We start from the raw sequence: 25,950 nt of genomic DNA on the forward strand, positions 1-25,950 counted from the left end.
GTGCCGGATACTTGCGGCGTGATCGTCGATTGCGCGATATACCGTGACGGGTTCCGCGAGAGCGTGACGGGGGACGTCGGCTCGGCCCTTGCCTCCGTCAGGGACCAGCCAGGCGCGTTCCTGTGGGTGGGCCTGCACGAGCCCGCCGAAGGCGAGTTCGACGAGGTCGCCAGGGAGCTGAGCCTGCACCCGCTGGCGATCGAGGACGCCACCGAGGGCCACCAGCGGCCCAAGATCGAGCAGCACGGCGACAGCTTCTTCGTGGTCATCAAGACCGTCGCCTACACGCGGCCCACGTCGGTCACCCTCGGCGAGATCATGCTGTTCGTCGGGGCCGACTTCGTGATCACCGTCCGGCACGGCCCCGCCAACCCGCTCGCGCCCGCCCGCGCGCGGCTGGAGGAGGACCGCAAGCTCCTGTCCGAGGGGCCCGGAGCCGTCCTGTACACCGTGCTCGACGAGGTCGTCGACACCTACACGGTCGTCGCGCACGAGCTCGAATCGGACCTCATGGACCTCGAGCGGCGGATCTTCACCCGGCGCGGCGGCGACCACACCGAGGACATCTACACCGTCAAGCGCGAGGTCCTGGAGTTCCGGACGGCCGAGGACCCCCTCCTTCCCGTCATGCAGGAGCTGGTCAAGGGCAGGATCAGGCTGTGCGCGAACCTGTCCGACAGGTTCCGCGACGTCCAGGACCACCTGCTGCGCATGGACCAGCAGATCGACGCGCACAACGAGCTCATCACCAACGTGCTCACCGCCCATCTCGCGCTGCTCGGCCGCCAGCAGAACGAGGACGTCCGCAAGATCTCGGCGTGGGCGGCGATCCTCGCCCTCCCCACCATGATCGCGGGGATCTACGGGATGAACTTCCAGCACATGCCCGAGCTGAAGTGGCCGATCGGCTACCCGCTCGCGCTCGGCGTGATGATCGGCGCGTGCCTGATGCTGTACCGCAGGTTCAAGCGCGGCGGCTGGCTGTAGCGCGCTACATGGGCGCGGGCCTGCGCGGGTTGAGGATCGCGTCGGTGCCGCCGTCGGCGAACACCACGGAGCCGACGAGCAGTGACGCGGCGTCCGACAGCAGGAACGCGATCAGCTCGGCGATCTCCTCGGCCCTGCCGGGACGGCCCAGCGCGGTCGGGTAGGCGTCGGCGAACACGCCGAGGACGGGGTCGCGGCGCAGCGCGTCGGTCATCGCCGTCGCGATGAGGCCGGGCGCGACCGCGTTCAGCCGGACGCCCGCGCCGATCCACCGCTCGGCGATCGCCTCGCGGCGCAGCCAGTACGCGAGCGCCGCCTTCGACGCCGGATACGCCTGGACGGCCTCGACGCGCGCCGCGACAGCGCGCGCCGCGGACTCGTCGCCGGCAAGGCAGGCGTCGGCGACGGCGGCGGGCCAGCCCGGCTGGCAGCTGACCGAGTTCGACGACAGCAGCACCACCGCCGCCCCCTCGGCCCTGACGAGTTCGGGCCTCAGCCCCTCCACGAGCGCGAGCGCGCCGAAGTAGTTCACCGACACCAGCAGTTCGGGGTCGACCCCGGTGAGCCCCGCGACGCCCGCGCAAGGAACGAGCCCGTGCAGGACGGGTGCGAGCGCGCGTACGCCCTCCACAGCCGTCGTCCTGCCTTCTGCGGTCGAGAGGTCGGCGACGACGTCGGCGTCACGCAGGTCAACCGTGACGACGGTGTGTCCGAGCCCGCGCAGCAGCTCCGCGGTGGCCGCGCCGATCCCGGACGCCCCGCCGCTGACGGCGTACACGCGTGACGTGCTCATTCGACCCCCAAGCGCGGCTGGTACGGCGACAGCAACGCCGCCCACAGACGTCCGTCGGCTTCCGGGCCGAGACGGACCCGGATACGTTCGATCGTGCCCCGCGTCGGCAGCGCGAACGCGAGCACCAGCGGGTACCCGAACGCGAACGCCAGCGCCATCGGCGCGAACGAGTCCGACGCCATCGCCAGCGGCAGCCCCGCGAGCACGACGCCCTCGGTGAGCGCGAACCGCAGGAACAGCGCGCCGCGGAACGCCTCGGACACGCGCCGCTCGGCCCGTGCGCCGTCCTCGGCCGCGCGGACGTCCGCGATGAGGGCGTCGCTCTGCGGGAGCGGCAGCGGCAGGCGCGGCGCGAGCCACAGCACCGCGAGCGCGAGCACCGGCACGACGGCGGCCGACCACAGCGGCGGGGTGTCCAGGATGTGCGTCTCGATCCGGACGATGAACGGCGACAGCGCGAGCACCACCACGGGCATCGCGCTCAGCATGAGGAAGGACCTGCGGAGGTGCCCGAGCGTGGACGGGGTGCGCAGCGAGGCGAGGTACCCCGGATCGCCCTGCGGCCCGGCCGTGTGATCAACCACAGCCGAACAGTAGCCTGTGACGGGCGATATCGACAGAGACCGGACGAGAACGGACGCACCGGTTCCTGGCACGTTCCCGGCCCACAGGTACGCCCACGACCCCGCCACCCGCGCCCCACCGGACGCTATAGCCTTGAGGACTCATGGAGCATCGTCAGCTCGGCCGCAGCGGGCTCATGGTGTCCCGGCTCGGTCTTGGCACCATGACCTGGGGCGAGGGCACCGACCCCGCCGAGGCCGCGCGCCAGCTCACCGCGTTCGTCGCGGCCGGCGGCACCCTCGTCGACACCGCCGACGTGTACTGCGACGGGCTCGGCGAGCAGATCCTCGGCAGCCTGCTCGGCAGCGTGGTGGACCGCGACGAACTCGTCCTGGCCACCAAGGCCGGGTTCACCCCGCACGGCTACGACTCCTCGCGCCGACACTTGCTTTCTGCGCTCGACCGCTCCCTGGACAGGCTCGGCGTCGACCACGTCGACCTGTGGCAGGTCAGCGCCTACGACCCGGCGACCCCGTATGAGGAGACGCTCGCGGCGCTCGACGAGGCAGTCGCGTCGGGGCGGACCCGTTATGTGGGGGTGTCGAACTACAGCGGCTGGCAGCTCGCCACCGCCGCGACCTGGCAGCGGGCCTGGCCTGGCCGCTGCCCGATCGTGTCGAACCAGGTCGAGTACTCGCTGCTGCAACGCGACCCGGAGCGCGAGGTGCTTCCGGCGGCGGTCGCGGCGGGCACGTCGGTGCTCGCCTGGTCGCCGCTCGGCCGCGGCGTGCTCACCGGCAAGTACCGCAACGCGATCCCCGTCGACTCCCGCGCGGCGCGCGACCGCCTCGAGCACTTCGTGGCACCGTATCTCGGCGAGCAGAGCGCGCGGATCGTCGAGTCGGTCGCGACCGCCGCCGAGGGCCTCGGCACCACCGCGCTCGCGGTGGCGCTGGCGTGGGTCCGCGACCAGCCGGGCGTCGCCGCGCCGCTGGTCGGCGCGCGCACCACCACCCAGCTCAAGGCCGCGCTCGCCGCCGACGAACTGACCCTGCCCGATGAGATCCGCGACGCACTGGACGACGTATCCGATGTCCTCTGACTTCTCACCTGCCGAACTCGTCGCCCTGGGCGTGCCCGAGGCGCTCGCCCCGCGCGCGGCCGCCCACCTCGGCGACGACGCCGCCGCCCTGCTGCGCGGCGACCCCTGGGAGCTGCTGCGGCTGCCCGGCGTGACGCCCGCGCAGGCCGACAGGTTCGCGCTCGCCGTCCTGCCAAGGGCCGACCCGCAGGACCCGCGACGCGGCCGCGCGCTCGTCGCGCACCTGCTCGCCGAGGCCGCCCGGCGCGGCGACACCGCGCTGCCCGGCGAGAGGGTGGTGACGGCTCTGCGCGAGATGCGCGTCACCGATCCCGTCGCGGCGATCAACGCGGCGCTGGACGAGGCGCGCGTGATGCTCTTCCTCGAGGAACCGGCCGATGTGCCCGAGGACGTCGAGGACTTTCCCGATCCCGAGGAGTGGCTGGCTCTAGCGCGCTATGGGCTTGCCGAGGAGACCGTCGCGGAGGGGGTACAGCGGCTCGCGGCCACCGCGCCGCCGCTCGACGTGCCCGACGACGGGAAGCCGCCGGAGGGCGAGGCCGCGGCGCAGGCGCTGTTCCACGGCGTCAGCGTCGTCACCGGGCCGGTGGGCGTGCTGCTCACCGAACTCGCCGCGACGGGGCTCGCGGTCGCCGTCACCGCCGTCACCGCGACGGCGGCGGGCGAGCACCCCGGCGCGGTGAGCCTGCACCGGCTCCTGGAAGCGCGCGAGGGGCACGGCGGGCTCGGATACGCGCGCGGGGAGCAGTGGCCCTTGGAAGCTGACGTGGTGGTCGTGACGGGGGCCGAGGCGCTCGACGTCGAACTCGCGGCCGCGCTCTTCGAGGCGTGCCCGGACGGGGTGCACCTCGTGCTGTGCGGGGACCCCGACGGGCTCGCGTCGCTGCGGCCGGGGCGGGTGCTGGCCGACCTCGTCGCGTCCGAGGCGGTTCCGGTGACCTCGGTTCCTCCGCTGGACGGGCCGCTCAGCGAACTCGCGGAGGGTGTGCGCGGGGGGAGCCTTCCCGTGGTGAGCGCGCCGGGGCGCGAGGTCGTCGTCGTGCCCGTCGCGGACGGGCGTGAGGCCGCGCACCGGGCGGGGCAGCTGCTCACCGACTCGATCCCGCGCGCGCTGGGGATCGCCACCGGGGACGTCCAGGTGCTGACGCCCGGGCTCGCGGGGACCGCCGCCTTCAACGCGGCGCTCAAGGCCGTCGTGAACCCCGGGCCCGGGGCCTTCGGCGGATTCGACGTCGGCGACCGGGTTCTCGTGGCCGTGCCGTTCGGGGACGCGGCGGCGGGCGAGACCGGGACCGTCACCGAGGCCGACGAACAGGGCCTCACCGTCGCGTTCCCCGACGCGGAGGTCAGGGTGCCGCTCGCGCGGGCCGCGCGGCTGCGGCACGGCTGGGCGATCCCCGTCCAGCAGGCCGCGGGCACCCGCTGGCCCGCCGTCGTCGCGGTGTTCCCGTCGGCGGCCGACCTGTCCGGCGCGCTGCTGCTGACCGCCGTCACCCGGGCGCGCGCCCACCTGTCGATCGTGACGGCGGCCGGCCCCGCGCTCACCCGCGCCGCCGCCGACCTGACCCCGCCCGCCCGCAGAACCCGCCTCGTCGGACTCCTCGCCTAGAACGCGGTTCGTTTTTGTTTGTTGCGGATGCGTGACTTGGACGCCGATGATCCGTTAAATAAGTCCGGAGAGATGTGTTTTCTCCCATCCGCACCCGAGGAGGAGCATGCACCCCGGACGACGTCCCCTCCGCCGTCTCGGCACGGCGAGCGTCCTGGTGTCGACGGGCGCCCTGCTCGTCCTCTCGGCCACCCCAGCGGCGGCCGCCGAGGACGAGTGCGTCAAGGGCGTCGACCCCCAGACGACCATCGACAACATCACCTGCCAGTGGAACAACAACGTCGAGCACATCAAGGGCGAGCTCGACAAGATGCAGGGCAAGGACAAGCCGAAGGACAAGCCCAAGGACCTCACCACGGGCAAGAACGAGGCCCCCAAGCCCAAGCCGAAGCCCAAGAACACCAAGCCCGTCGCCCCGCCCGCCCCCGCCGGCGCGCCCGCCGCCCCCTCCTCCTCCCGCATCCCCGCCCCCCAGACCTACACCGACCCCCTCCCCGAGGTGGCCTCCGCGACCCTCCCCGAACCCAAGGTCGCCGACGCCCCCACCACCCTCGCCCTCCCCGAAACCCACCTCGTCTCCCCCGTCGCCGCCATGACCCCCGCCCACTCCCCCTCCACCCGCGCCCTCTGGACCGCCGCCGCCGTCTCCGCCGCCGCCGCGGCCCTCATGGCCCACTTCACCCTCCTAGGCACCCACCTCCGCCGCCAAACCCCCTGACCCCCGGACGTTTGAGCGCCCGGAGGCCCGGCCCTTCCAAGACCGGGCCCACCAGCGCTCCCGCCCGAGGACCTCAGCTAACCGAGCGGGTATTCGCCTGATAGCTCGCGTCCGGTTCCGAGATGGTCTTTGGCGTACTCGGTGACATCGCCGTGCTGGTCCCAGTAGAAGTTCGTCATCGTCAGGACGCTCGTGCCAGGCTCCACCCCGAGCACCTCGGCGACCGCGGTGGACGCCGACTCGATGGAGACGACGTCACGCCGGTGGACCGCGCGGCGCTCCGTCCTTTCCTCGATCAGCCCGAACGTCATCTTCGGCAGCGGGTCGACCGAAACGAGCTCGGGCGCGGCCGCAGCGAGTTCCCCGGGAAGCCAGGACGTCGAGAACGCAACGACGCCGTCATCGTCGCGGTAGACGCGCTGACGCCGGATCACTGACGTCCCCTCGGCCACCCCGAGCGCCTCCGCGACGTCAGCCGGAGCCGGCGTGAGAGAGGCTCCGACGATCTCCACCCGCTCCCCCGGCCGGTAGCCGCTACCGGTCGCGCGCAGGAGCTGAAGCCGGTCAGGCCCCGTCGTTTGACGAGTCGCCAACGACACGAACGTCCCCTGCGACGTCGCCCTGACCAACCCCTCGCTCTGAAGCTGCTTCAGTGCCTTGGCCGAGGTCGCCGTGGCGACCGTCCACTCCTCCGAGAGCCTGGCGACCGAGGGCAACTGCTGCCCCTCCACCAGAAGCCCCTCAAGAATCGCCTTCCGATAGTGATCAGCGATCTGCAGATACGGCGGCCGACTCCGCTCAACCCTGGGCGACATCCGACTTCCTCCTTCCCCCTCGCGTACTAGCTCGCTTCCAGCCTACCCAGCAAACACCCATTGCCAACGTGTACTAGCATGCGTACTCTTCACGTAGCAGTACACAATCTCTACGCGAGCTAGCACAACAACGCCGCTCCACTGGAGGTCCGCTTGCGCAACGACCCCTCACCAGACAAGACCGACACCAGCCACCCCCCTTCCCTCCACCCGCAGAGCGCGCCGTCCGAGACCGACGAGGCCATATCCCATCTGGCCGCGCTCGCCACGGCCCTCAGAACCTCCGAACTACGCACCCGCCCCGACTTCACCCACCTCCCACCCACCCTCACCGTCTCCAACCCCCACAGCCCCGCGACGGCCACGCACTCCGGCGTCGCGCTCAGCGAGCGGATCTCGGCCGAGAAGCGGAACGGCCGCTGGACCTGGTGTTGGTCGTGGGGAGACGAGGTCGCGCCCGTGACCGACCCTGTGAGGGCCTCCGATCGCATCCGCCACGTACTGCGCATGCCGAGTTCTGTGTGAGGTCCCGGACACCCGGTCCTGACGGCGCGGACCCGGCCCGGCACTCGATCCACCCGCGCCGAACAACAGGAGGACAGATGAGCGACCCCCTTCCCTTCGGGCTGCGTCACCAGATGCGGCTTCCCGACACGTTCGTCCGGCCGCCCGCGCTCGTGGACGCCGTCTACGACCCGAAGCTCCAGCTCAACGTGATCGGCCAGGAGCCGCTCGTCTCAGACGACGGGCTGCTCGTGACCTGCTCAGTCACCTACGGCACCACCCCAGGCAACGACAACAAGACCGACGCGGGAGGCTGACGACCATGGCGACGGTGCTCGTCATCACCAGTCGGGACGACTACAGCTCCGACCTCGTCGTCCACGAGTTGAACCGGCGCGATGTCAAGGTGGTGCGGCTCGACCCCGGCTCGGACACCTTGCATCTGGAGGCCACCCTCGCCACGGGCGGATGGCAGGGACTCATCGGTGACGAGCACCGCGCCACGACCTTGAACGAGGTGACCAGCGTCCTGTGGCGCTGGCCGACCCCCTCACGGCCTATGGCCGCGAACTCCGCCGCTGAGTGGGCCGCCAAGGAGAACGAACGCGCGCTGTACGGCATGCTGCGTTCCCTGAACGTCCGATGGGTCAACCATCCGGACCGCGCCGCGGCCGCCACATGGAAACCCGAACAGCTCAGAACCGCGCGCGGTCTCGGCGTTCCCGTCCCCGAGACGCTGATCACCACACGCGGAGAGCAGGTCCGGGCATGGGCCGCGCGGCGAGGCCCGATCCTCTACAAGGCATTCCACGCGGGCGGGCTAGGCGAGGGAGCCATGGTCCCGGCTACCTTGATCACTCCACAGGAGGTTCCGAACGAACTCGGTAGCGCCGGGATCTTCCAAGAGGTCGTCCGGGGCCACGGCATCCGCGCGACAATGATCGGCGGTGACATCTTCGCCGCACGGATCGAAGGCGAACACCCCATCGACTGGCGGATAGCGCAGGACCGCCTCGACCTCACCCCCATCGAACCGCCGAGATCAGCCGCCTACCTTCTCCGGGCGTACGTTGCCGCGTACGGTCTGGAGTACAGCGCCCTCGATCTCATCGAGGACGAAGACACGGGCACCTGGACCTTCCTGGAGAACAACCCGACGGGCCAGTACGGATTCGTCGAGATCCAAACGGGATTGCCCATCACGGCGGCCCTCGCCGACCTGCTGTGCACTCCTGGCGCGGAAACCAGCGACGGCGTTGACCGGGTGGCAAGGTGGGGACATGCCGTTCCTTTCCGTGCCGAGTCTGGACCGCCACCTGCGCATGTCGTTCCTCGCGGCCCAGCGCGAGCACGTCGCGGAGACCGGGCACACCGACGCGGGCGGCCTCTCCCTGGCGGACCTGGCCTGCGACTCGATCTGGACCGGCTACATCCGGGGTCTCCTCGAAGGAACCCTCGGCCACCCCGGCATGCGCCCCCTGACCTGCTCCGAATGGTGGTGGCTCGACCACGGCATGGACGGCCCCGAGTTCATCGCCCGCGTCACCCTCTTCCGCTCGGTCACCGGAACCCGCCTCACCTGGTCCATCCGCCCCTCCCAACGCCCCAACCACCACACCGCCCCCCTCCTCGCCGCCGTCATCCCCCTCCTCTCCGCCCAGCACATCCCCGAACTCACCCTCGAATGCCCCGCCCACGACACCCCCACCCGCACCGCCATAGAACAAACCGGCGCCCACCCCCTCCCCTCCCCCACCCCCAAAGCCCGCTACTCCCTCCCCCTCCGTGTCCGCTGATTCCCTTCGGTGAGCCCGACACCCCTGCGACCGCCGGTCATTCAGCCCGGCCTGACTACCGCCCAAGGACCCAACCCACCCGATGCACCACAAGCCCACCGTCGCCAAAGCCCTCGCCTACATCACCAACGACGCAGGCGAACTCCTCGTCATCCGCCACGTCGACTACCCCTACGAACAAGTCGGCCTGGAAGTCCCCGGCGGCACCATCCGCCCAGACGAAGACCCCGCAGCCGCCGCCCTCCGAGAAGCCCAAGAGGAAACCTCCCTCCCCAACCTCTCGCTCGCAGCCTCCCTAGGCGAAACCACCTACGACATCACCCCCCTACGCCCCGAAATCCAACACCGCCACTTCTTCCACCTCCGAACCCCCGGCCCCCACCCACCCCGCTGGCCCAGCACCGAACTCCACGACGGCCTCCAACCCCCCACCCACCTCGAATGCCTCTGGCTCCCCCTCAACCACGCCCACGCCCTCTCCCTCGGCCACGGCGCCCTGATCCACCAACTCTGCTTAGTACCTCAAAACCCCAGCCAATAGCGCTAACCCCAGATGCCGTCCAAGCTCATCAACTTCAGAGCAGACCACGCCGGCTCTATCAGGCCGTGACATATCTGGCCTTCAGTACAAACTCCGCCTCTCGCCTGCCCGCCGGCCGAAGAGTCGAGTCCGCCGCCAAGCCGCACAAGCGACAGATACCTGAGCTTGCACATCGAGTGCCGCCCTGAACAAAGCGCCGTCGCGAAGCGGCGACGAAGATTTAGGGGGTTGGGGTGTTAGGGGGTTGGGGAGCTTGAGGGCCTGGGGAGCTTGAGGGCCTGGGGAGCTTGAGGGCCTGGGGAGCTTGAGGGCCCGGGGAGCTTGAGGGCCCGGGGAGCTTGAGGGCCCGGGGAGCTTGAGGGCCCGGGGAGCTTGAGGGCCCGGGGAGCTTGAGGGCCCGGGGAGCTTGAGGGCCTGGGGTTGCGGGAGTGCTGTGGATTGGGTGGGCGCTTGGTGGCAGTGGCTGGTTTTGAGGGAGGGAGAGGCTGGGGTGAGGGTTGCGGTTTCGGGGTGGAGGTGGAGGGGGCTTGTCTGTGGGGCGGGGTGAGGGCTTGGGCTGGGGTGTTGGGGGGTGGGGTTGCGGGGGTGCGTGTGTAGTGGGCTGGTGTGGGGGTGGGAAGGGTCTGTGGGGTGGGTGGGCTGACGGGCTTGGGCTTTGGGTGAGAGGGGGGCTTCCCGGGCTAGGGGGTTTTCCGGGTGGGAGATGAGGGTGGGTGGGTTTGTGCTTTGTAGGACTAGTGGGAGTGGGGTTAGGTGGGTGGGGTTGGGATGAAGCTTCGAAGTTTGGCGGGGCTGGGCCTGGAGCTGGGGCTTTGAGGGTTAGAGGGCGGCTGCGGCCTGGGGTTTGGGGTGGAGGGGCCTGTCTGTGAGGGCGGGTGGGGGCTTGGGCCTCGGTGAGGGCTGGGCTGTTAGGGGGCTGGGGTTGCGAGGCTTCGGGTGGGGAGGGTGGGTGGGAGGAACGGTGATGGAGGGGAGGTCGGGGGGACTGGGGCTCCGGCTGGCCTAGGAGCGAGGGCAGGTGGGGGTGGGGGAAAAGGGGGAGGCCCGGCTGGTGGGCCGGGCCTCGGGAGGTGGGGGGAGGGGTGGTTAGTCGAATTGGCCGCCCATGGCGTGGACGCCGCCGTCTACGTGGAGGATTTCGGCGGTGGTGGCGGGGAACCAGTCGGACAGGAGGGCGCAGGTGGCCTTGGCGGTGGGGACCACGTCGGTTATGTCCCAGCCGAGGGGGGCGGACTTTGACCAGCCGTCGGTGATGCCCTCGAAGCCGGGGATGGACTTGGCGGCCATCGTGCGGATGGGGCCCGCGGCGACGAGGTTGAAGCGGATGCCGTCCTTGCCGAGGTAGCGGGCCAGGTAGCGGTTGGTGGATTCGAGGCCGGCCTTGGCGACGCCCATCCAGTCGTAGACGGGCCAGGCGGCCTGCGCGTCGAACGTCAGGCCGACGACGGAGCCGCCGCCCTTCATCAGCGGAAGGCACGCCATCGCCAGCGCCTTGTAGGAGAACGCCGAGATCTGGACGGCGGTCGCCACGTCTTCCCACTGGGTGTTGAGGAAGTTGCCGCCGAGCGCGTCCTGCGGGGCGAAGCCGATCGAGTGGACGACGCCGTCGATGCGGTCCCAGCCGTGCGCCTCGAGGTTGGTGACGAGGCCGTCGAGGTGCTCGGTGTTGGTGACGTCGAGCTCGATGACGGGCGGCGGGTTGTCCGGCCCGGACGGGAGCTTCTTGGCGATGCGCGCGGTCAGCGTCGGACGGGGGAACGCCGTCAGGATGACGTTCGCGCCCTCCTCCTGGGCGATGCGCGCGACGTGGAAGGCGATGGAGGCGTCGGTGAGGACGCCGGTCACGAGGATGTTCTTGCCGTCGAGGATGCCCATGTCAGTGCCCCATTCCCAGTCCGCCGTCGACCGGGATGACGGCCCCGGTGATGTAGGAGGCCGCGTCGCTGGCGAGGAACCGCACGACCGCGGCGATCTCCTCGGGCTCGGCCTGCCGCTTCAGCGGGATGTTCTGCTTGATCGTCTCCTGGAGCTTCTCGGGAAGCTCCGCGGTCATGTCGGTGTTCACGAAGCCGGGCGCGACGACGTTCGCGGTGATGTTGCGCGAGCCGAGCTCGCGGGCCATGGACCGGGCCATGCCGACCATGCCGGACTTGGACGCCGCGTAGTTCACCTGCCCGCCGGACCCGGCGAGGCCGACGACGGAGGAGATGAAGATGATGCGGCCCTTGCGCATCTTCATCATGCCCTTCACCGCGCGCTTGGCGACCCGGAAGGAGCCGGTGAGGTTGGTGTCGATGACCGAGGTGAACGCGTCCTCGCTCATCAGCGCGACGAGGGTGTCCTTGGTGACGCCCGCGTTGGCGACGACGACCTCGACGGGCCCCTGCTCGGCCTCGATCTTGGCGAAGGCCGCGTCGACGTCCTCCCAGCTCGTCACGTCGCACTTCACGCCGAACAGGCCCTCGGGGGGCTGGCCCGACCGGTAGGTGACGGCCACGGCGTCTCCGGCGGCCTGGAGTTCACGGGCGATCGCGAGGCCGATGCCGCGGTTGCCGCCGGTGACCAGGACTGAGCGCGTCATGCGCGGGACCTCCTGAAGGGGTTCGAGTGGTAGCGGACGTCACATCGCGGCCGACACTACCGGTCCCTCCCTGTCCTGATAGCTGCCGACGACGACAAGATCCGGCCCCCCGGTTTGTCCCTCCCGCGCAACGGACGGCACGGAAGGGACCGTGGCGAGGGACGCGTCAGCGCTCGCGCAGGACCCACTGTTGCGGGAGCCTGTTGGGCGTGTGGCAGACGTCGAGGATCACGCTGTCGCCCCACTGGGTGAGGCACTGCCCTGTCTTGTAGGACCTGAGCAGCGAGGGTCCGCCGGACAAGGCGAGGCCGTGGCCTGCCAGCCGTGGGTGGACGGGAACGACTGGCAGGGCGCGAGGATCACCTCGGCGGGGGGCGGGCCGGTGACCGCGAGGCAGTCGCGGGTTCCGGTGTTGTTGATGCCCATGTACAGGCAGGCGACGCCGGGAGTCCAGATACAGCCGGAGTCCCACGCCTGGGTGGGGCTCTGGTCGCAGAACGCGACGTGCACGACGCCGCCCGCGGAGTCCAGGCACTCCCAGGCCATTTTGTTGTTGATCTCCTTGTTGTGGAAGCCGGGCAGGCTGTCGCGCATGGCGCTCGCTTCAGCGGGCGCCGCGGCGGCCAGCGCCGTCAGCGCGAGCGTCAGGGCTCCGACCATCCGGGCGAGCACGCGCCCCGTCCTGGTGATCTTCTGTCTCATCGCACCTCCGAATACGTGTTTCCGGTCGGGGCGCAACGCTAGGCAAGCCCGTCCGGGACGGACAGGGAGGCATGTCCCCGCCCGCGTCCCGTACCGGTCCCGAACCCCCCGGGACGGGCACGGGACGCCCCCGGGGCGCGCGGGACGCCCTGACCGGCATGCCGGAACGCCGGGCAGTCGCTAGGTTCGGGATGTGCATGAAATTGATCCGGCATTCACCGCCATTCCGTTGCGGCGTCTCGCGGACGCCGCGCTGTCCCGGGCCAGGGAGCTCGGGGCCTCGCACGCCGATTTCCGGTTGGAGCGGATCCGCAGCCAGACGCTCAGGTTGAAGGACGCCGTGCTGGAGACCGCCCTTGACGCCGACGACGTCGGCCTGTCGGTCCGGGTCGTGAAGGACGGGACCTGGGGGTTCGCCTCGGGTATCGACCTCACGCCGGAGAACGCCGTGGCCGTCGCCGAGCAGGCCGTCGCGGTCGCGGAGGTCGCGCGGTCGATCAACCGTGAGCCCGTGGAGCTGGCGGCCGAGCCCGCGCACGGGGAGCGGGTGTGGGTGTCGGCCTACGAGGTCGATCCGTTCACCGTGCCGACCGGGGAGAAGGCCGAGCTGCTGGCCGGCTGGTCGCGGGGGCTGCTCGCGGGCGGCGTCGACCATGTCGACGCGGCGCTGCTCCAGGTGAAGGAGAACAAGTTCTTCGCTTCCCTCGACGGGACTGTCACGACGCAGCAGCGGGTCCGCGTCCATCCGCAGCTGAACGCGGTCAAGATCGTCGACGGAGCCTTCGACACGATGCGGACGCTCGCCCCTCCCGTCGGCAGGGGGTACGAGTACCTGACGGGCACCGGCTGGGACTTCGCGGCCGAACTGTCCCGCATCCCCGAACTGCTGGCCGAGAAGCTGGCCGCCCCGACGGTCGACGCCGGGACCTACGACGTCGTGGTCGACCCGTCGAACCTGTGGCTGACGATCCACGAGTCCATCGGCCACGCCACCGAACTCGACCGCGCGCTGGGCTACGAGGCGGCTTACGCGGGCACCTCCTTCGCGACGCCGGATCTGCTCGGCAACCTCCAGTACGGCTCGAAGGTCATGAACGTGACCGGCGACCGCACCGCCGAGCACGGCCTGGCGACCATCGGCTATGACGACGAGGGCGTCGCCACCCAGCGCTGGGACATCGTCACCGGCGGGGTGTTCACCGGCTACCAGACCGACCGCCGCATCGCCAGGCTCACCGGCCAGGACCGCAGCAACGGCTGCGCGTTCGCCGACTCCCCCGGCAACACCCCGATCCAGCGGATGGCGAACGTGTCGCTGGCGGCTGACCCGTCGCCGGACGCGCCGTCGACCGACGACCTGATCGCCCGGGTCGACGACGGGATCTACATCGTCGGCGACAAGTCGTGGTCGATCGACATGCAGCGGTACAACTTCCAGTTCACCGGGCAGCGGTTCTACAAGATCAAGAACGGCCGCCTGGCCGGGCAGGTGCGCGACGTCGCCTACCAGGCGACCACCACGGACTTCTGGAACTCCATGGAGGCCGTCGGAGGCGAGCAGACGTACGTGCTCGGCGGCGCGTTCAACTGCGGCAAGGGCCAGCCGGGGCAGGTCGCGCCGGTCAGCCACGGCACCCCCTCGGCGCTGTTCCGGGGCGTCAACATCCTCAACGCGCTGAAGGAGGCGGGCAAGTGAGGCCCCAGGAAGCGGTGGAGCGGGCCCTGTCCCTGTCCACGACGACCGACTGCGTCGTCATCGCCGAGGAGTCCAGCGACGCGAACCTGCGCTGGGCGGGCAACACCCTCACCACCAACGGCGTCGGCAGGTCACGGCGGCTCACCGTCGTGGCGATCCAGGACGGGGCCGTCGGCGTGGTGTCCCGGGCGGGCGCGGGACGCGACGACGTCGCCCAGATCGTCAAGGACGCCGAGGAGATCGCACGCGCGGGCGAGCCGGCCGAGGACGCGGCCCCGCTCGTCACCGGGACGCACGGCGACTGGGACGCGGAGCCGGCCGTCACCGACATCTCGGTCTTCTCCGCGTTCGCGCCCGCGCTCGGCGAGCAGTTCGCGCGCGCCGAGGAGGGCGGGAACCGGCTGTACGGGTTCGCGCACCACGAGATGTCGTCGGTGTTCGTGGGGTCGTCAGCGGGGCTGCGGGCGCGGCACGACCAGCCGACCGGCAAGCTCGAGCTGAACGCCAAGAACACCGGGAGCTCGGCGTGGGTCGGCGCGGGCACCCGCGACTTCGCCGACCTCGACGTGCCCGCGCTCGGCGCGGAGCTCGGCCGTCGGCTGGCCTGGGGCGAGCGCAGGGTCGAGCTGCCCGCAGGACGGTACGAGACACTGCTCCCGCCCAGCTCGGTCTCCGACCTGATGATCTACCTGTACTGGACGGCCGGGGCCCGCGACGCCCACGACGGCCGCACGGTCTTCAGCTCGCACCCGACAGGCACCGAGCTGTCCAAGCTCCCGCTGCGCCTGTACAGCGACCCGTCGGCCCCCGGCCTTGAGTGCACGCCGTTCGTGACGGCGCTGGCGTCCGGCTCGAACTCGTCGGTGTTCGACAACGGCCTGCCGCTCGGCCCGACCGACTGGATCAAGGACGGGAAGGTCGCGGCGCTGACCTCCACGCGTTACTCCGCGGGCCTCACCGGCGCGCAGGTCACGCCGGAGATCGACAACCTCCTGATGGAGGGCGCGCCCGGCGGGGCGTCCCTGGAGGAGATGGTCGCGCGGACCGAGCGCGGGCTCCTGCTGACCTGCCTGTGGTACATCCGCGAGGTCGACCCGCAGAACCTGCTGCTCACCGGGCTCACCCGCGACGGGGTCTACCTCGTCGAGGGCGGCGAGGTCGTCGCGGAGGTCAACAACTTCAGGTTCAACGAGAGCCCCGTCGGGCTGCTGTCCCGGGTGACCGAGACGGGCGCGGCGGTGCCGACGCTGCCGCGCGAGTGGTCGGACTACTTCACGCGGGCGTCGATGCCGCCGCTGCGGGTCGCCGACTACAACATGTCGACGGTCAGCAAGGCGTCCTAGGTCCCGTTCCGGCCGCCGCCCACGGGCGGCGGCCGGATCAGACCTCGTCCGGGTCCTCGAGCCGGAAGCCGACCTTGAGCGTCACCTGGAAGTGGGCTACCTCGCCCTCCTCGAGCTGGCCGCGCACGGTCAGGACCTCGAACCAGTCGAGATGACGCAGGGTCGCCGACGCGCGGCGCACGCCGTTGCGGATCGCGGCCTCGACGCTCTCCGGCGACGTCCCGACGATCTCGGTCACCCGGTAGGTGCGGTCGGTCATGGTGGGCTCCTCCTGTTGTCCGCCTTTCCCGCACCCCTTCCCCGAAGGGCGTCGCCGCACCCGGACGCGGCGGGGGCACCCGGATGGCGGCATCGGCGGGTCGGGCATACCGTGGAGGGGTGAGGCTCAGCAAGCGCCGCAAGGCGCCCGTCTACACCGTCACCGAGGCGGCCCGCCCCCTGTCGGAGGACGTCGCGGGCCGCGAGCGGCGCTATCTCATCTCGATGGGCATCCGGACCGTCTGCTTCATCCTCGCCGTCGTGCTGTGGCGGCACGTCCACTGGATCATCGGGGCGCTGCTGCTCGTCGGCGCGATCGTGCTGCCGTACGTCAGCGTCATCTTCGCCAACGCAGGACGCACCCCGGAGAAAGCGGTCACTCTGGAGGACGGGGTGAGCACGCGCCGGATGCTCGAGTCGGGAGATGACACAGATTCCGGGTATGACGAAGAAATGTCTCCGTGACAATCTCTTGACTCAACCCGGGGGGTTTCGGTGTACGATTTGTACTCGACGCTCCGGTCCCCCGTCGGGGCGTCCCTTGCCGGTGTTCCGGGCCCCCGTCGGAACACCGATGTGCGGCACAGGGAGGGTTGCCCCCGTATCCTCCCTGTGCCGCTTTCTCATTTGCGCACCTCACCGGCCCTGAGGGCCCAAGGTCCCGCACCGGGCGCGCCCTACGGCCCTGGCCCGCTCCCCTCCCGCGCGCAAGGCTCTGATCACGTCCGAGCCAAGGAGGATCATGGGCCCCGTCACCGTCCATCCCGGGAACCGCATCACCCCGGCGATGGCCGCGCACGCCCACGCGCGGGTCGCCGAACTCCTCGACGCCCTCCCCGAACCCGTCCTCGACGCCACGGTCCGCCTCTCGGTCCTCCCCGACCGGGCGATCCCGAGACCCGCCCGCGCCCGCGTGAGCGTCCGCCTACGGGGCCGACGAATCCGCGCCCACGCCCAGGCCGCCAACCCGCACGGCGCCGTCGAGTTGATGCGCGCCCGCCTGGCCGCCCGACTCCGCACCCTCGACACCGACCCCACCTGACCCGAATGACAATTCCCAGGGTGTTTGCACAAAATGGCGAATTCCACCCGGAGAAAATCATGACCCCCTCGCAGTCCCTTCGGGACTGCGAGGAGAGGGCTGCGCCAAGCCCGATTGCGGGGTAAGGCCGCGCACGCCACCCCGCTCGCGAGGCGAGGGCGGGCCACGCCAGCCCGATCGCGAGGCGAAGACGATCCACGCCAGCCCAACGCGCTGAGGCCGGGCCACGCCAGCGCGACTGCTCGGCGAGCGCCACGCCCGGGCGATTGCGAATCGGCCCGCAAGGTGAGCGTTACGCCGTCGGGGCCGCAGGGCGCGGCTACGCCCGCAGGGCCGCGCGGAAGCGGGCCACGCGCAAGCGAGCTGCGCGTGAGGGCTGCGCCGGGGGATTGTGGGCGGGGCTGCGGGGTGGGTACTACGCCAGCGGGACCGTGGGGTGACGGCTGCGCCGACGGAATTGTGGGCGCGGTTGAAGGGTGAGGGGCCACGTGGCAGGGGCTGCGGGCGTGCTGGGGCGGGGGGGTGGGGTTAGGGGATTATGGCTACGGGGGTGTGGGCGTGGTGGAGGGTGGCGTGGCCTACGGAGCCGAAGACGAAGTGGCCCAGGGGGCCTCGGCGGTGGGTGCCCAGGACGAGGAGGTCGGCGCGGCGGGAGGCTTCGGTGAGGGCGGCGGCCGGGTGTTCGGTGACGACCTCCTCGGCGACCTTGACGTCCGGGTTGGCCTCGCGCCACGGTTCGAGGAGCTTCGACAGCGTCTCCATCGGGTTCACGACGACCGGGGCGGACTCGGCGTAGGGGGCGAAGACCTCGCCGGTGTCCCAGGCGTGCACTGCGCGCAGCACAGCGCCGCGCCGCCGCGCCGCGTCGAACGCGAACTCGAGCGCCGCGGTCTGGTCGAGGTCGAACGCCACGGCGACGACGACCTCGCCGCGCGGCCCGTGCGCGTCGCCGCGCACGACGACGAGCGGTCCCTTGGTCGTCCCGGCGACCTTGAGGCTCGTGGAGCCGAGCAGCAGTTCGGCGAACCTGCCCCGGCCGCGCCTGCCGAGCACGAGCAGGTCGCGCGGCGTGGACAGCTCGCGCAGGACCCGGGCGACCTCGCCGAGCACGTTGTCGGTGGTCACGTCGAGGCCCGGCCGGTCGCCGACGACCCCGACGGCCTCGGCGAGGATGCGGCGGGACTCGGCCGACCTTGCCTCGTCGGCCTCGGGCGGCGGGATGTCGGGCAGCCCGAACGTCGCCGACGGCTGCACGTGCACGATCCGCAGCGGACGGCCCGACCTGACCGCCTCGTCGGCGGCCCAACGCACGGCCGCCGCGGCCTGCGCGGAACCGTCCGTCGCCGCGATGACCGCCCCGGTCGGCTGCTCGCTCATGACTCGATCATGCGTCGCGGCGCGGGGGCGCGGCAAGGCCGTGACGGGGTCGGCGCGCCGTCCTTGGCCGGCTCATGCCCTCTTCGGGCCTGCCCGTGCCCGGCCCTTGGCAGAGCGCCGGTCAGCGCAGCGGGACCCGCCAGAACAGGACGGTGCCGCCGCCGTCGCGCTCCCGGGTCTCCATCGCGCCGCCCAGCGCGCGGGCCCGCTCGGCCATGTTCCGCAGCCCGCTGCGCCGGCCGCCCTCGGGGATGCCGGACCCGTCGTCCTCGACCCGCAGGATCAGGTCGTCGCGCACGTCGAGGACGACGTCGACGCGCCGGGCCCCGGAGTGCCTGACCACGTTCGACAGCGCCTCGGTGACGACGGCGATGAGCTGTTCCCCGACGTCGGGCTCGACGGCGGTGTCCAGGAGCCCGTCGAGGCGGATCGAGGGCGCGAAGCCGAGCAGGACGGCGGCGTTGTCGACCACGGTGTGGATGCGGCTGCGCAGGCTCTCGGCGTCCGGTTCGACCTGGAGTGCGAAGATTGTCGAGCGGATCTGCCGGATCGTCTCGTCAAGGTCGTCGACCGAGCGCTGGATGCGGCGCTGCACGTCGGGCTTGTCGGCGAGCTTCACCGCGCTCATCAGCGTCATCGCGGTTGCGAACAGCCGCTGGATGACGGTGTCGTGCAGGTCCTTGGCGATGCGGTCGCGGTCCTCGAGGAGGGACAGCCGCTCAAGGTCACGGCGGCGCGCGGCAAGTTCGAGCGCGACGGCCGCCTGCGCGGCGAACGCCTCAAGGAGCCGCTGCGTCAGCTCGCCGAACTGCAGCCCGCCCGGCGCGTTGATCACCGAAAGGACCCCGCGCGCCGATCCGCCGCTGCCGAGCGGCACCTGGAGGGCGGGCCCGATCGCGACGTCGCGGGAGATCCGCGCGCGGTCCGCCGACGGACGTGCGTCGGCCAGCGATACCGACTCGCCGCTGTCGTAGACGGCCGCGCCGAACGCCTCGTCAAAGGGCATCCGCAGGTCCGAGAGCAGGTCCGCGCCATCGCCCGCGGCCGCCTCGACCAGGAACTCACCCGCGACCTCGTCGGCGGTGGCCACGACCGCGAGGTCGGCCTCGCAGATCTCGCGGGCCCGGTTGGCGACGAGCCCGACGACCTCCTCGGGCGCGGTGCCCGACAGCAGCGCCGTGGAGATCTCCGTCAGCGCCTGCTGCCAGCGCTCGCGCCGCCGCGTCTCCTCGTACAGGCGGGCGTTCTCGATCGCCACGCCCGCCGCCGTCGCCAGCGCCGAGACGACGACCTCGTCCTCCTCGTCGAAGTCGCCGCCGCCGTTCTTCTCGGTCAGGTAAAGGTTGCCGAAGACCTCGTCGCGGACCCGGATCGGCACTCCGAGGAACCTGTGCATCGGCGGATGGTTCGCCGGGAACCCGACGGACTCGGGATGCGCCGCGATGTCGTGCATCCGCAACGGCACGGGCTCCTTGATCAGCAGCCCGAGGATGCCGTGGCCGTGCGGCCAGTGCCCGATCGCGGTGATCTCCTCGTCGGTGACGCCGATCGTGACGAACTGGACTAGGTGCTCGCCGTCACCGCTGATCACGCCGAGCGCGCCATAACGGGCGTCCACAAGGGTCACCGCCGCCTCGGTGATCCGGCGCAGCACGGTCTCCAGATCGAGGTCGCTGCCGATCGACACCACGGCCTCGAGCAGCGAGTGGACCCGGTCCCTCGTGGAGCGGACGGTCTCCAACCGCGCCTGCAGCTCGGTCAGGAGGTCGTCGAGCTGCAGCTGCGGCAGGATCAGCCGGGCCCGGTCCGCCCCGGGCCTGGATTCCGTTCCCACAGTGCTTCCTCCCGTCGGACGCCGTCACCGCCTATCCTGCCGGAGCCGGGGCGTACACCGGAACCGGGTCGCGGAACGGGACCTTCGTCCCGGGGGAAACGGTCGTTCGCGGCTTGGCCGGGGCCGACCGCCCGGATACCGTCGAAAGGCACCACCAGCCCGCTCCGGGAGGATCACGATGAGCAGCGACAAAAGCGCGGAAAAGCCGATCCGCGTCTTCCTCCTCGACGACCACGAGGTCGTCCGCAAGGGGGTCGCGGCCCTGCTCGAAGCCGAGGGCGACATCGAGATCGTCGGGGAGGCCGCCTCGGCCGCCCAGGCGCTCGCCCGCATCCCGGCCGCCGCCCCGCACGTGGCGGTGCTCGACGTGCGGCTGCCCGACGGCGACGGCGTCGCGGTCTGCCGGGACATCAGGGCGCGGCACCCGGAGATCAACTGCCTGATGCTCACCTCGTTCTCCGACGAGGACGCCCTGTTCGACGCGGTCATGGCCGGTGCGTCCGGGTATGTCCTTAAGCAGATTCACGGCTCCGACCTGGTCGGCGCGGTCCGCACGGTCGCCTCGGGCCAGTCCCTGCTCGATCCGCGCTCGACCGGCCAGATGCTCCAGCGGCTGCGCGAACGCGAGACCCGCAAAGATCCTCTTGCCGCGCTGTCGGCGCAGGAACGCCAGATCCTCGAACTGATCGGCGAGGGCCTGACCAACCGCCAGATCGGCGAGCGGATGTTCCTCGCGGAGAAGACCGTCAAGAACTACGTGTCGAACCTCTTCGCCAAGCTCGACATGCGCCGCCGCACCCAGGCCGCCGCGTTCGCCGCCCGCCTCAAGGCCGACGCCGCGCACGACACGCGCGAGGGGTGAGCCGATGGCGGTCCCTTCGCACCTCGAACCGTCCTTCGAGCCCGACCCCGGCGCCCTTGAACCCCTTGACGAGGCGGTCTGCCGGGTCCTGCTGAAGAGCGTCCCGATCGGCAGGATCGTCTTCACCCACCAGGCCCTGCCGCGCATCCAGCCCGTCTCCTACGCCCTCGACGGCGACGACGTGGTGATCCGCGTCCCGGCGGCCTCCAAGGTCGCCCAGGCCGTCCAGGACGCCGTCGTGGCGTTCGAGATCGACGACTTCGACGAGCCGAGCCGCACCGGGTGGTCCGTCGTGGTCGTCGGGCACGCGCGGCGCGAGGACTCCCCCGCCGCGATCGCCGCGCTGCGCCGCCTCGGCCTGCGCTCGTGGGGCGACGGGCCCGGCGACGCGTTCATCCGCATCGTCCCCGAGATCCTGTCGGGCCGCCGCGTCCGGGACCTTCGCCCCTGACGTGCGGGTGCGCCGCGCACGAGGATGGGCGGTATGACGGGAGAGCGACGCGCGGCCGAGACGCTGACCGAGGACCAGTGCCTTGACCTGCTCGTCACGGTGCCGGTCGGCCGGGTCGCGTTCACCGACCGGGCGCTTCCGGCGATCCAGCCCGTCAACTTCGTGATGGACGGGACCGACGTGGTGCTGCGCACCGGGCGGGGGTCGAAACTCGCGATCGCGATGCGCCGGGCTGTCGTCGCGTTCGAGGCTGGGGCGTTCGACCCGGTGACGCACGCCGGGTGGACGGTGACCGTGCTCGGCGAGGCCCGCACGGTCACCGACCCGGCCGAGCTGGCGCGGCTCGCGGCGCTGCCGCTGCGGGTGTGGGCGGGCGGCAGCCGCGACCACTACATCCGCATCTCCGGCCGGTACATCTCGGGCAGGCGGCTGTGGGAGGCGGCGGCCTGAGCCGCCGCCCGTACCAGACCGCCCGCCCTAGCGGCGTTCGTGCGCGACGACCACCGGGCAGTGCGCGTGGTGCAGCATCGCCTGGCTGACCGAGCCGAGCACGAGCCCGGGGAACCCTCCCCTGCCCCGGCTGCCGAGCACGAGCAGGTCCGCGCTCGCCGACGCGCCCGACAGCGCCCGCACCGCCCTGCCCCGCACGACCTCGGAGACGACCTCGACGTCGGGGTGCCGCCCCGCCCAGCCCGCGAGCGCCTCGGCGAGCACGAGCCGTTCCTCCTCGGCGACGAGTTCCGGATCGAACACGACGGGCTGCATCTCGCCGCGTCCGGTGGAGGCCGGATGGGACCAGGCGTGCACCGCGCGCAGCCGCGCCCCGCGCGCGGCGGCCTCGGCGAACGCGAAGTCCAGCGCCGCCCGCGCGCTCTCGGCGGTGTCGACGCCGACGACCACCTCGTTGTGCGTCGGCGGCTCGGCCTGCCTGACCACCGCGACGGGGCACGCGGCGTGCGCGGCGACCTGCCCGGTGACCGAGCCGAGCAGTAGCCCGGTGATCTCGCCGTGCCCGCGTCCGCCGACGGCCAGCAGCGCGGCCCGCTCGCTCTCGCCGACGAGCGCGGCCGCCGCGCCGCCCGCGATCAGCTCGGTCTCGACGGTGACGGTCCGCGCCGTCAGCGCCGCCCTGTCCGCGCCGCGCCGCAGCGCCTGCAGGCAGCCGTCGCGCAGGTCCTGGCGGATCGTCTCCGCGCCCTGGGCCGAGGTGTGCTCGAGCAGCCGCGCGGGGACGGCGTAGACGAGCCGTAGCGGCAGCCTTCTGCGTTCGGCCTCCGCCGCCGCCCACTCCACGGCGGCGTAGCCCGGTTCCGACCCGTCGACCCCCGCGACGACGGGCGCGCGCTCACTCATCGCGGAACGGCCGCGCGACCGCGACCGTGCACGGGGCGAGGTCGATCATCGCGCCGCTGACCGACCCGAGCCGCAGGTTCGGGTGCCCGTCGTCGCCGCGGTCGCCGACGATGAGCAGCGACGCGCCCTCGGCGGCCTCCAGCAGCACCTCGCGGGCGGGCCGGTGGACGAGCCGGGTGGTCACGTCGGCCGTCGGGTGCTTGGTGCGCCACGCGGAGATCTCGCGTTGCAGCCGAGCCCCCGACTCGCGGCTGAACTCCTCGTGCGCGCCCTCGTCGGACGGCAGCTCGGCCGCGTGCACCGCGACGAGCTCGCTCCGCCGCAACGCCGCCTCCTCGAACGCCAGGGTGAGCGCCGCTCCCCCGGCCCGCGAGAGGTCGACGCCGACGACCACCGGCCCGTCGGCGACGGAATCCCGCACGACGACGACGGGGCACAGCGCGTGCCCGGCGACCTGCCGCGCCACCGACCCCGACGGCAGCTCGGGGAACCCGCCCGCGCCGCGCGACCCGACCACGAGCATCACCGAGTCGGCCGCCTCGTGCAGCAGGGTCGCCGCGGCGGGGCCGCGCAGCAGCGCCTTGCGCACCTTGACGCGCGGCGCGGTCGTCTCGGCGATGAAGACGCCCTTGCCGAGTTCGAGGTCGGCGAAGCGCCGGACCGTCTCGTAGGACGCCGCGTGCATCGGGTCGGCGTACGCCCAGTGCCAGGCGTGGCAGACCACGAGGTCCGCGCCGCGCGATGTCGCCTCGCGCGCGGCCCAGCGCACGGCGCGCTCGCTGCCCTCGGACCCGTCGAAGCCGACGACGATCTGGCTCATGCCCCACCCCGCGTCTCAGGCCGTGCCGTGACGACCGCGACGGGGCAGTCGGCGTGGTGCAGCACCCCGTGCGACACCGAGCCGAGCACCGCGCCCTTGAAGCCGCCCAGGCCCCGTGAGCCGACGACGAGGAGGTCGGCGTGGCGTGACTCGCCGGTGAGCGCCGCGACCGGGTGCTCGAACGGCATGTCGCCGGTGCACTTGACGTCGGGGAACCGCTCGGCCCACGGCTCGAGCAGCGCCTCCATCCGGTCGAGCGGCCCCGCGCTGAGAACGGCGAGGTCGGGGGTGTCCCAGGAGTGCACGGCCCGCAGTGACGCGCCCCGCGCCCGCGCCTCGGTGAACGCCAGCTCGAGCACCGCCGCGTTGTCGCGCTCGAGCTCGATCCCCGCGACGACCGCGCCGCGCGTGCCGGACACGTCGCCGCGCACGACCACGACGGGGCAGGCGGTCCGTCCCGCGACGCGCAGGCCGGTCGAGCCGAGCAGCAGCCCGGCGAACCTGCCGGTGCCGCGGTGCCCGATGACCAGCAGGGAGCAGCCGGACGCCAGGTCGATCAGGGCGGGCGCGGGATGCCCGCGCAGCTCCTCGGTGGTGGCCGGGACGCCGGGGAAAAGGCCGGTGACCGAGGCGCGGGCGGCCGCGAGGATCACCCTGCCGCGCTCGTCCGCGCCCGACTCGCCGTCCGGGACCGCCTCCCCGTACCGGGGCTGCGGCTCGCGGACGTACACGATGTGCAGCGGCAGCCGCCGCCGCGCCGCCTCCTGGGCGGCCCATCTGACCGCGGTGCCCGCCGTGGGCGACCCGTCGGTCGCGACCGCGACGGGTCCGGCGGCGCCCGCGGCGCTCGCTCCGGTGCTGTTCGGTTCCATGACCCTAGTGTCACCTTCCGTGATCGTTCTGTCACGACCGGGTACCGGTGTCGGGCGTGCGGATGCTGCGAAGGACTCCCCCGCATGGGACCTTCGCCCCTAAAGGCGAAGACCGCGCCCGGACGAGACTTGTCGGCAACCGAGGCGAGGAGCGTTATGTCCAGTGAGGCCACCAGCGGGTCGCCGGCCCCGGTGAACACGTCGCATCTCGAGTCCCTCATCGGCGATCTCGAGGAGCGCACCGCGCGGATCACCGAGTCGCTGATCGCCGTCGCCGAGGCGTTCGAGCAGGCGCCGCCCGAGGTGCGGGCCGACGCCATCAGGCTCGCCGCCGAGACGCTGCTGACGGCGGACCGCTAGCGTTCGCGGGGCGTCCTCGGGCGGGCGCCCCGCGAGCTTGCCTTGTCGCCTTGCTTAGTCGTCCTGCCTAGTCCTAGTCGTCTTCGGGCGGGTGCACGACCGTCACCGGGCTCAGCGCGTGGTGGACCGCGCCCTCGCTCGCCGACCCGAGCAGCCGCTTGCGCAGCGATCCGAGCCTGCGCGCGCCGACGACGAGGATGCGCGCCCCCTCGCTCGCGGTGATGAGCTCGGTCACCGGGTCGCCGTCCACGAACCTCGTCTGCACCTCGACGCCGGGGAACGCCTCGACGCCGTCGCGCACGAGTGCCTCGAACCGCTCACGCGAGATGTCGCGAAGGTCGGTCTCCTCCACGAACGGGGTGTCCTTGACCTCGGCGTGCGGCGGGAAGACGCACAGCGCGAGCACCCGCGCCGACCTGGCCTTGGCCTCCTCGAGCGCGACGCGCAGCACGTCGCCCGACACCGCCGACCCGTCGAGCCCGACGACGACCGGCCCGCCCGGGCTGTCCTCGCCCCGCACGACGGTGACGGCCCCGCTGCCATGGGTGGCGACCTGGCTGCCGACCGTCCCGATCAGGGCCCTGCGGAACGCGCCCATCCCGACGTTCCCGACGACGGTGAGGACCGCGTCGCGCGACTGGTCGGCGATGTTGAACGCGGGCGACCCGCTGACGGTCTTGGTGCGCACGTCGAGACCGGGATGCGCCGCCCGCGCCTTCTCCGCCGCCGCCTCGACGAGTTCGGCCGCCGACTTCTCGACCGCGTCGAGCGGCATCATCACAAAGCCCGGGTAGACGATCTGCCAGACGTGGGAGACCGTCAGGGGCAGCCGCCGCGCCGCGGCCTCGTCGGCCGCCCAGGCCAGGGCGCGCTCACCCCCTTCCGAACCGTCGTAGCCGACGAGGACACCGAGGGACTCGGCCATGTGGATCAGGCTCCCTTTCGTTGGGAAACGCTTGGGTTAAGGGCA

General features: G+C 71.8%; 29 protein-coding genes and 1 pseudogene. 17 read left to right on the forward strand and 13 right to left on the reverse strand.

The annotated features are described in order from the left end of the window. Window positions 1-18 precede the first annotated feature (18 nt). Entirely contained in the window at window positions 19-987 is a 969-nt protein-coding gene (locus R9X44_RS31305; protein WP_319817953.1) for a magnesium and cobalt transport protein CorA, read from the forward strand. 4 nt (window positions 988-991) lie between these two features. Here R9X44_RS31305 and R9X44_RS31310 read toward each other — a convergent pair whose 3' ends face one another. Next, on the reverse strand, window positions 992-1,780 hold the full coding sequence (locus R9X44_RS31310) for an SDR family oxidoreductase (RefSeq protein ID WP_319817954.1): 789 nt from the start codon (window positions 1,778-1,780) through the stop codon (window positions 992-994). Then, window positions 1,777-2,364 carry a hypothetical protein gene (locus R9X44_RS31315; protein ID WP_319817955.1) on the reverse strand — a complete coding sequence of 196 codons (588 nt, stop codon included), beginning with the start codon at window positions 2,362-2,364 and terminating at the stop codon, window positions 1,777-1,779. The genes R9X44_RS31310 and R9X44_RS31315 overlap by 4 nt, the downstream gene beginning before the upstream one ends. Window positions 2,365-2,507: 143 nt before the next feature. Here R9X44_RS31315 and R9X44_RS31320 point away from each other — a divergent pair, with 143 nt between their 5' ends. The 3 genes from R9X44_RS31320 (at window position 2,508) to R9X44_RS31330 (ending at window position 5,773) form a co-directional block, all read left to right on the forward strand. After that, window positions 2,508-3,446 carry an aldo/keto reductase gene (locus R9X44_RS31320; protein WP_319817956.1) on the forward strand — a complete coding sequence of 313 codons (939 nt, stop codon included), beginning with the start codon at window positions 2,508-2,510 and terminating at the stop codon, window positions 3,444-3,446. Then, window positions 3,436-5,055, forward strand: coding sequence for an ATP-dependent RecD-like DNA helicase (locus R9X44_RS31325; protein ID WP_319817957.1), 1,620 nt, complete (start codon window positions 3,436-3,438; stop codon window positions 5,053-5,055). Before R9X44_RS31320 ends, R9X44_RS31325 begins: the two co-directional genes overlap by 11 nt. Before the next feature lie 106 nt (window positions 5,056-5,161). After that, window positions 5,162-5,773 carry a hypothetical protein gene (locus R9X44_RS31330; RefSeq protein WP_319817958.1) on the forward strand — a complete coding sequence of 204 codons (612 nt, stop codon included), beginning with the start codon at window positions 5,162-5,164 and terminating at the stop codon, window positions 5,771-5,773. Between the two features lie 77 nt (window positions 5,774-5,850). Here R9X44_RS31330 and R9X44_RS31335 read toward each other — a convergent pair whose 3' ends face one another. Continuing rightward, window positions 5,851-6,588 carry a GntR family transcriptional regulator gene (locus tag R9X44_RS31335; RefSeq protein WP_319817959.1) on the reverse strand — a complete coding sequence of 246 codons (738 nt, stop codon included), beginning with the start codon at window positions 6,586-6,588 and terminating at the stop codon, window positions 5,851-5,853. 153 nt (window positions 6,589-6,741) lie between these two features. On the opposite strand from R9X44_RS31335, the gene R9X44_RS31340 reads away from it, so the two are divergent. The 5 genes and pseudogenes from R9X44_RS31340 (at window position 6,742) to R9X44_RS31355 (ending at window position 9,429) form a co-directional block, all read left to right on the forward strand. Continuing rightward, complete coding sequence (locus R9X44_RS31340; RefSeq protein ID WP_319817960.1) at window positions 6,742-7,113, forward strand: hypothetical protein; 372 nt, start codon at window positions 6,742-6,744, stop codon at window positions 7,111-7,113. A gap of 77 nt (window positions 7,114-7,190) precedes the next feature. Then, a complete protein-coding gene (gene tgmA, locus R9X44_RS31345; protein ID WP_319817961.1) occupies window positions 7,191-7,409 on the forward strand; it encodes a putative ATP-grasp-modified RiPP in 219 nt (72 codons plus the stop codon). Between the two features lie 5 nt (window positions 7,410-7,414). Continuing rightward, window positions 7,415-7,738, forward strand: a pseudogene (locus R9X44_RS35850) (MvdC/MvdD family ATP grasp protein); the annotation flags it as partial. A 634-nt stretch (window positions 7,739-8,372) separates the two neighbouring features. After that, window positions 8,373-8,888, forward strand: a complete 516-nt coding sequence (locus R9X44_RS31350; protein WP_319817962.1) for a hypothetical protein — start codon at window positions 8,373-8,375, stop codon at window positions 8,886-8,888. 82 nt (window positions 8,889-8,970) lie between these two features. Further along, window positions 8,971-9,429, forward strand: coding sequence for an NUDIX hydrolase (locus R9X44_RS31355; protein WP_319817963.1), 459 nt, complete (start codon window positions 8,971-8,973; stop codon window positions 9,427-9,429). 1,086 nt (window positions 9,430-10,515) lie between these two features. Here the strand turns inward: R9X44_RS31355 and fabI are convergent. The 3 genes from fabI to R9X44_RS31370 all read right to left on the reverse strand — a co-directional run bounded on the left by fabI (window position 10,516) and on the right by R9X44_RS31370 (window position 12,712). Next, window positions 10,516-11,304, reverse strand: coding sequence for an enoyl-ACP reductase FabI (gene fabI / locus R9X44_RS31360; protein WP_319817964.1), 789 nt, complete (start codon window positions 11,302-11,304; stop codon window positions 10,516-10,518). 1 nt (window position 11,305) lies between these two features. Then, window positions 11,306-12,010: a beta-ketoacyl-ACP reductase gene (locus tag R9X44_RS31365; protein ID WP_123667712.1), complete on the reverse strand. Its 705-nt coding sequence runs from the start codon at window positions 12,008-12,010 to the stop codon at window positions 11,306-11,308. Between the two features lie 228 nt (window positions 12,011-12,238). Further along, complete coding sequence (locus R9X44_RS31370; protein ID WP_319817965.1) at window positions 12,239-12,712, reverse strand: hypothetical protein; 474 nt, start codon at window positions 12,710-12,712, stop codon at window positions 12,239-12,241. 193 nt (window positions 12,713-12,905) lie between these two features. Here R9X44_RS31370 and R9X44_RS31375 point away from each other — a divergent pair, with 193 nt between their 5' ends. Then, window positions 12,906-14,408 carry a TldD/PmbA family protein gene (locus R9X44_RS31375; protein ID WP_319817966.1) on the forward strand — a complete coding sequence of 501 codons (1,503 nt, stop codon included), beginning with the start codon at window positions 12,906-12,908 and terminating at the stop codon, window positions 14,406-14,408. Continuing rightward, window positions 14,405-15,751: a metallopeptidase TldD-related protein gene (locus R9X44_RS31380; protein WP_319817967.1), complete on the forward strand. Its 1,347-nt coding sequence runs from the start codon at window positions 14,405-14,407 to the stop codon at window positions 15,749-15,751. Before R9X44_RS31375 ends, R9X44_RS31380 begins: the two co-directional genes overlap by 4 nt. Window positions 15,752-15,788: 37 nt before the next feature. Here the strand turns inward: R9X44_RS31380 and R9X44_RS31385 are convergent, their stop codons facing one another. Beyond that, window positions 15,789-16,010, reverse strand: a complete 222-nt coding sequence (locus tag R9X44_RS31385; protein ID WP_319817968.1) for a dodecin — start codon at window positions 16,008-16,010, stop codon at window positions 15,789-15,791. Window positions 16,011-16,129: 119 nt separating this feature from the next. Between R9X44_RS31385 and R9X44_RS31390 the strand changes: the two genes are divergently transcribed. Both R9X44_RS31390 and R9X44_RS31395 read left to right on the forward strand, forming a co-directional pair. After that, a complete protein-coding gene (locus tag R9X44_RS31390) occupies window positions 16,130-16,474 on the forward strand; it encodes a DUF3099 domain-containing protein (protein WP_319817969.1) in 345 nt (114 codons plus the stop codon). Between the two features lie 277 nt (window positions 16,475-16,751). Then, entirely contained in the window at window positions 16,752-17,051 is a 300-nt protein-coding gene (locus R9X44_RS31395; protein WP_319817970.1) for an HPF/RaiA family ribosome-associated protein, read from the forward strand. A 528-nt stretch (window positions 17,052-17,579) separates the two neighbouring features. On the opposite strand, the gene R9X44_RS31400 is transcribed toward R9X44_RS31395, so the two are convergent. Then, on the reverse strand, window positions 17,580-18,428 hold the full coding sequence (locus R9X44_RS31400; RefSeq protein ID WP_319817971.1) for a universal stress protein: 849 nt from the start codon (window positions 18,426-18,428) through the stop codon (window positions 17,580-17,582). A 121-nt stretch (window positions 18,429-18,549) separates the two neighbouring features. Next, window positions 18,550-20,262 (reverse strand): GAF domain-containing protein, encoded by a 1,713-nt coding sequence (locus R9X44_RS31405; RefSeq protein ID WP_319817972.1) that lies wholly within the window; start codon window positions 20,260-20,262, stop codon window positions 18,550-18,552. A gap of 178 nt (window positions 20,263-20,440) precedes the next feature. Between R9X44_RS31405 and R9X44_RS31410 the strand changes: the two genes are divergently transcribed. From R9X44_RS31410 to R9X44_RS31420, 3 genes are read left to right on the forward strand one after another with little or no spacing between them, the layout of a single operon-like run. Beyond that, window positions 20,441-21,124 (forward strand): response regulator transcription factor, encoded by a 684-nt coding sequence (locus R9X44_RS31410; RefSeq protein WP_319817973.1) that lies wholly within the window; start codon window positions 20,441-20,443, stop codon window positions 21,122-21,124. 4 nt (window positions 21,125-21,128) lie between these two features. After that, window positions 21,129-21,575, forward strand: a complete 447-nt coding sequence (locus R9X44_RS31415) for a pyridoxamine 5'-phosphate oxidase family protein (protein ID WP_319817974.1) — start codon at window positions 21,129-21,131, stop codon at window positions 21,573-21,575. A 33-nt stretch (window positions 21,576-21,608) separates the two neighbouring features. Further along, the gene (locus R9X44_RS31420; RefSeq protein WP_319817975.1) at window positions 21,609-22,025 is read left to right on the forward strand and encodes a pyridoxamine 5'-phosphate oxidase family protein; all 417 of its coding nucleotides are present in this window, start codon (window positions 21,609-21,611) and stop codon (window positions 22,023-22,025) included. A gap of 27 nt (window positions 22,026-22,052) precedes the next feature. Here R9X44_RS31420 and R9X44_RS31425 read toward each other — a convergent pair whose 3' ends face one another. Genes R9X44_RS31425 through R9X44_RS31435 form a run of 3 tightly spaced genes read right to left on the reverse strand, consistent with a single transcriptional unit; the run spans window position 22,053 to window position 24,620 of the window. After that, on the reverse strand, window positions 22,053-22,928 hold the full coding sequence (locus R9X44_RS31425) for a universal stress protein (protein ID WP_319817976.1): 876 nt from the start codon (window positions 22,926-22,928) through the stop codon (window positions 22,053-22,055). Then, window positions 22,921-23,748 carry a universal stress protein gene (locus R9X44_RS31430; RefSeq protein WP_319817977.1) on the reverse strand — a complete coding sequence of 276 codons (828 nt, stop codon included), beginning with the start codon at window positions 23,746-23,748 and terminating at the stop codon, window positions 22,921-22,923. The genes R9X44_RS31425 and R9X44_RS31430 overlap by 8 nt, the downstream gene beginning before the upstream one ends. Continuing rightward, the gene (locus R9X44_RS31435) at window positions 23,745-24,620 is read right to left on the reverse strand and encodes a universal stress protein (protein ID WP_319817978.1); all 876 of its coding nucleotides are present in this window, start codon (window positions 24,618-24,620) and stop codon (window positions 23,745-23,747) included. Before R9X44_RS31435 ends, R9X44_RS31430 begins: the two co-directional genes overlap by 4 nt. Before the next feature lie 156 nt (window positions 24,621-24,776). Here R9X44_RS31435 and R9X44_RS31440 point away from each other — a divergent pair, with 156 nt between their 5' ends. After that, complete coding sequence (locus tag R9X44_RS31440; protein WP_319817979.1) at window positions 24,777-24,980, forward strand: hypothetical protein; 204 nt, start codon at window positions 24,777-24,779, stop codon at window positions 24,978-24,980. A 73-nt stretch (window positions 24,981-25,053) separates the two neighbouring features. Here R9X44_RS31440 and R9X44_RS31445 read toward each other — a convergent pair whose 3' ends face one another. Then, the gene (locus R9X44_RS31445) at window positions 25,054-25,905 is read right to left on the reverse strand and encodes a universal stress protein (RefSeq protein ID WP_319817980.1); all 852 of its coding nucleotides are present in this window, start codon (window positions 25,903-25,905) and stop codon (window positions 25,054-25,056) included. Between the last annotated feature and the right edge of the window lie 45 nt (window positions 25,906-25,950).

The organism is Actinocorallia sp. A-T 12471 (assembly GCF_033875155.1).
Taxonomy (GTDB): Bacteria; Actinomycetota; Actinomycetes; order Streptosporangiales; family Streptosporangiaceae; genus Actinocorallia.

What these genes read in the sequence shown, in the direction of transcription:
- R9X44_RS31310 (WP_319817954.1), bottom strand. Translation starts at nt 1,780, where the DNA reads ATGAGCACGTCACGCGTGTACGCCGTCAGCGGCGGGGCGTCCGGGATC.
- R9X44_RS31320 (WP_319817956.1), top strand. Translation starts at nt 2,508, where the DNA reads ATGGAGCATCGTCAGCTCGGCCGCAGCGGGCTCATGGTGTCCCGGCTC.
- R9X44_RS31325 (WP_319817957.1), top strand. Translation starts at nt 3,436, where the DNA reads ATGTCCTCTGACTTCTCACCTGCCGAACTCGTCGCCCTGGGCGTGCCC.
- R9X44_RS31330 (WP_319817958.1), top strand. Translation starts at nt 5,162, where the DNA reads ATGCACCCCGGACGACGTCCCCTCCGCCGTCTCGGCACGGCGAGCGTC.
- R9X44_RS31335 (WP_319817959.1), bottom strand. Translation starts at nt 6,588, where the DNA reads ATGTCGCCCAGGGTTGAGCGGAGTCGGCCGCCGTATCTGCAGATCGCT.
- tgmA (WP_319817961.1), top strand. Translation starts at nt 7,191, where the DNA reads ATGAGCGACCCCCTTCCCTTCGGGCTGCGTCACCAGATGCGGCTTCCC.
- R9X44_RS31350 (WP_319817962.1), top strand. Translation starts at nt 8,373, where the DNA reads ATGCCGTTCCTTTCCGTGCCGAGTCTGGACCGCCACCTGCGCATGTCG.
- R9X44_RS31355 (WP_319817963.1), top strand. Translation starts at nt 8,971, where the DNA reads ATGCACCACAAGCCCACCGTCGCCAAAGCCCTCGCCTACATCACCAAC.
- fabI (WP_319817964.1), bottom strand. Translation starts at nt 11,304, where the DNA reads ATGGGCATCCTCGACGGCAAGAACATCCTCGTGACCGGCGTCCTCACC.
- R9X44_RS31365 (WP_123667712.1), bottom strand. Translation starts at nt 12,010, where the DNA reads ATGACGCGCTCAGTCCTGGTCACCGGCGGCAACCGCGGCATCGGCCTC.
- R9X44_RS31370 (WP_319817965.1), bottom strand. Translation starts at nt 12,712, where the DNA reads ATGAGACAGAAGATCACCAGGACGGGGCGCGTGCTCGCCCGGATGGTC.
- R9X44_RS31385 (WP_319817968.1), bottom strand. Translation starts at nt 16,010, where the DNA reads ATGACCGACCGCACCTACCGGGTGACCGAGATCGTCGGGACGTCGCCG.
- R9X44_RS31395 (WP_319817970.1), top strand. Translation starts at nt 16,752, where the DNA reads ATGGGCCCCGTCACCGTCCATCCCGGGAACCGCATCACCCCGGCGATG.
- R9X44_RS31400 (WP_319817971.1), bottom strand. Translation starts at nt 18,428, where the DNA reads ATGAGCGAGCAGCCGACCGGGGCGGTCATCGCGGCGACGGACGGTTCC.
- R9X44_RS31410 (WP_319817973.1), top strand. Translation starts at nt 20,441, where the DNA reads ATGAGCAGCGACAAAAGCGCGGAAAAGCCGATCCGCGTCTTCCTCCTC.
- R9X44_RS31415 (WP_319817974.1), top strand. Translation starts at nt 21,129, where the DNA reads ATGGCGGTCCCTTCGCACCTCGAACCGTCCTTCGAGCCCGACCCCGGC.
- R9X44_RS31420 (WP_319817975.1), top strand. Translation starts at nt 21,609, where the DNA reads ATGACGGGAGAGCGACGCGCGGCCGAGACGCTGACCGAGGACCAGTGC.
- R9X44_RS31425 (WP_319817976.1), bottom strand. Translation starts at nt 22,928, where the DNA reads ATGAGTGAGCGCGCGCCCGTCGTCGCGGGGGTCGACGGGTCGGAACCG.
- R9X44_RS31430 (WP_319817977.1), bottom strand. Translation starts at nt 23,748, where the DNA reads ATGAGCCAGATCGTCGTCGGCTTCGACGGGTCCGAGGGCAGCGAGCGC.
- R9X44_RS31435 (WP_319817978.1), bottom strand. Translation starts at nt 24,620, where the DNA reads ATGGAACCGAACAGCACCGGAGCGAGCGCCGCGGGCGCCGCCGGACCC.
- R9X44_RS31440 (WP_319817979.1), top strand. Translation starts at nt 24,777, where the DNA reads ATGTCCAGTGAGGCCACCAGCGGGTCGCCGGCCCCGGTGAACACGTCG.
- R9X44_RS31445 (WP_319817980.1), bottom strand. Translation starts at nt 25,905, where the DNA reads ATGGCCGAGTCCCTCGGTGTCCTCGTCGGCTACGACGGTTCGGAAGGG.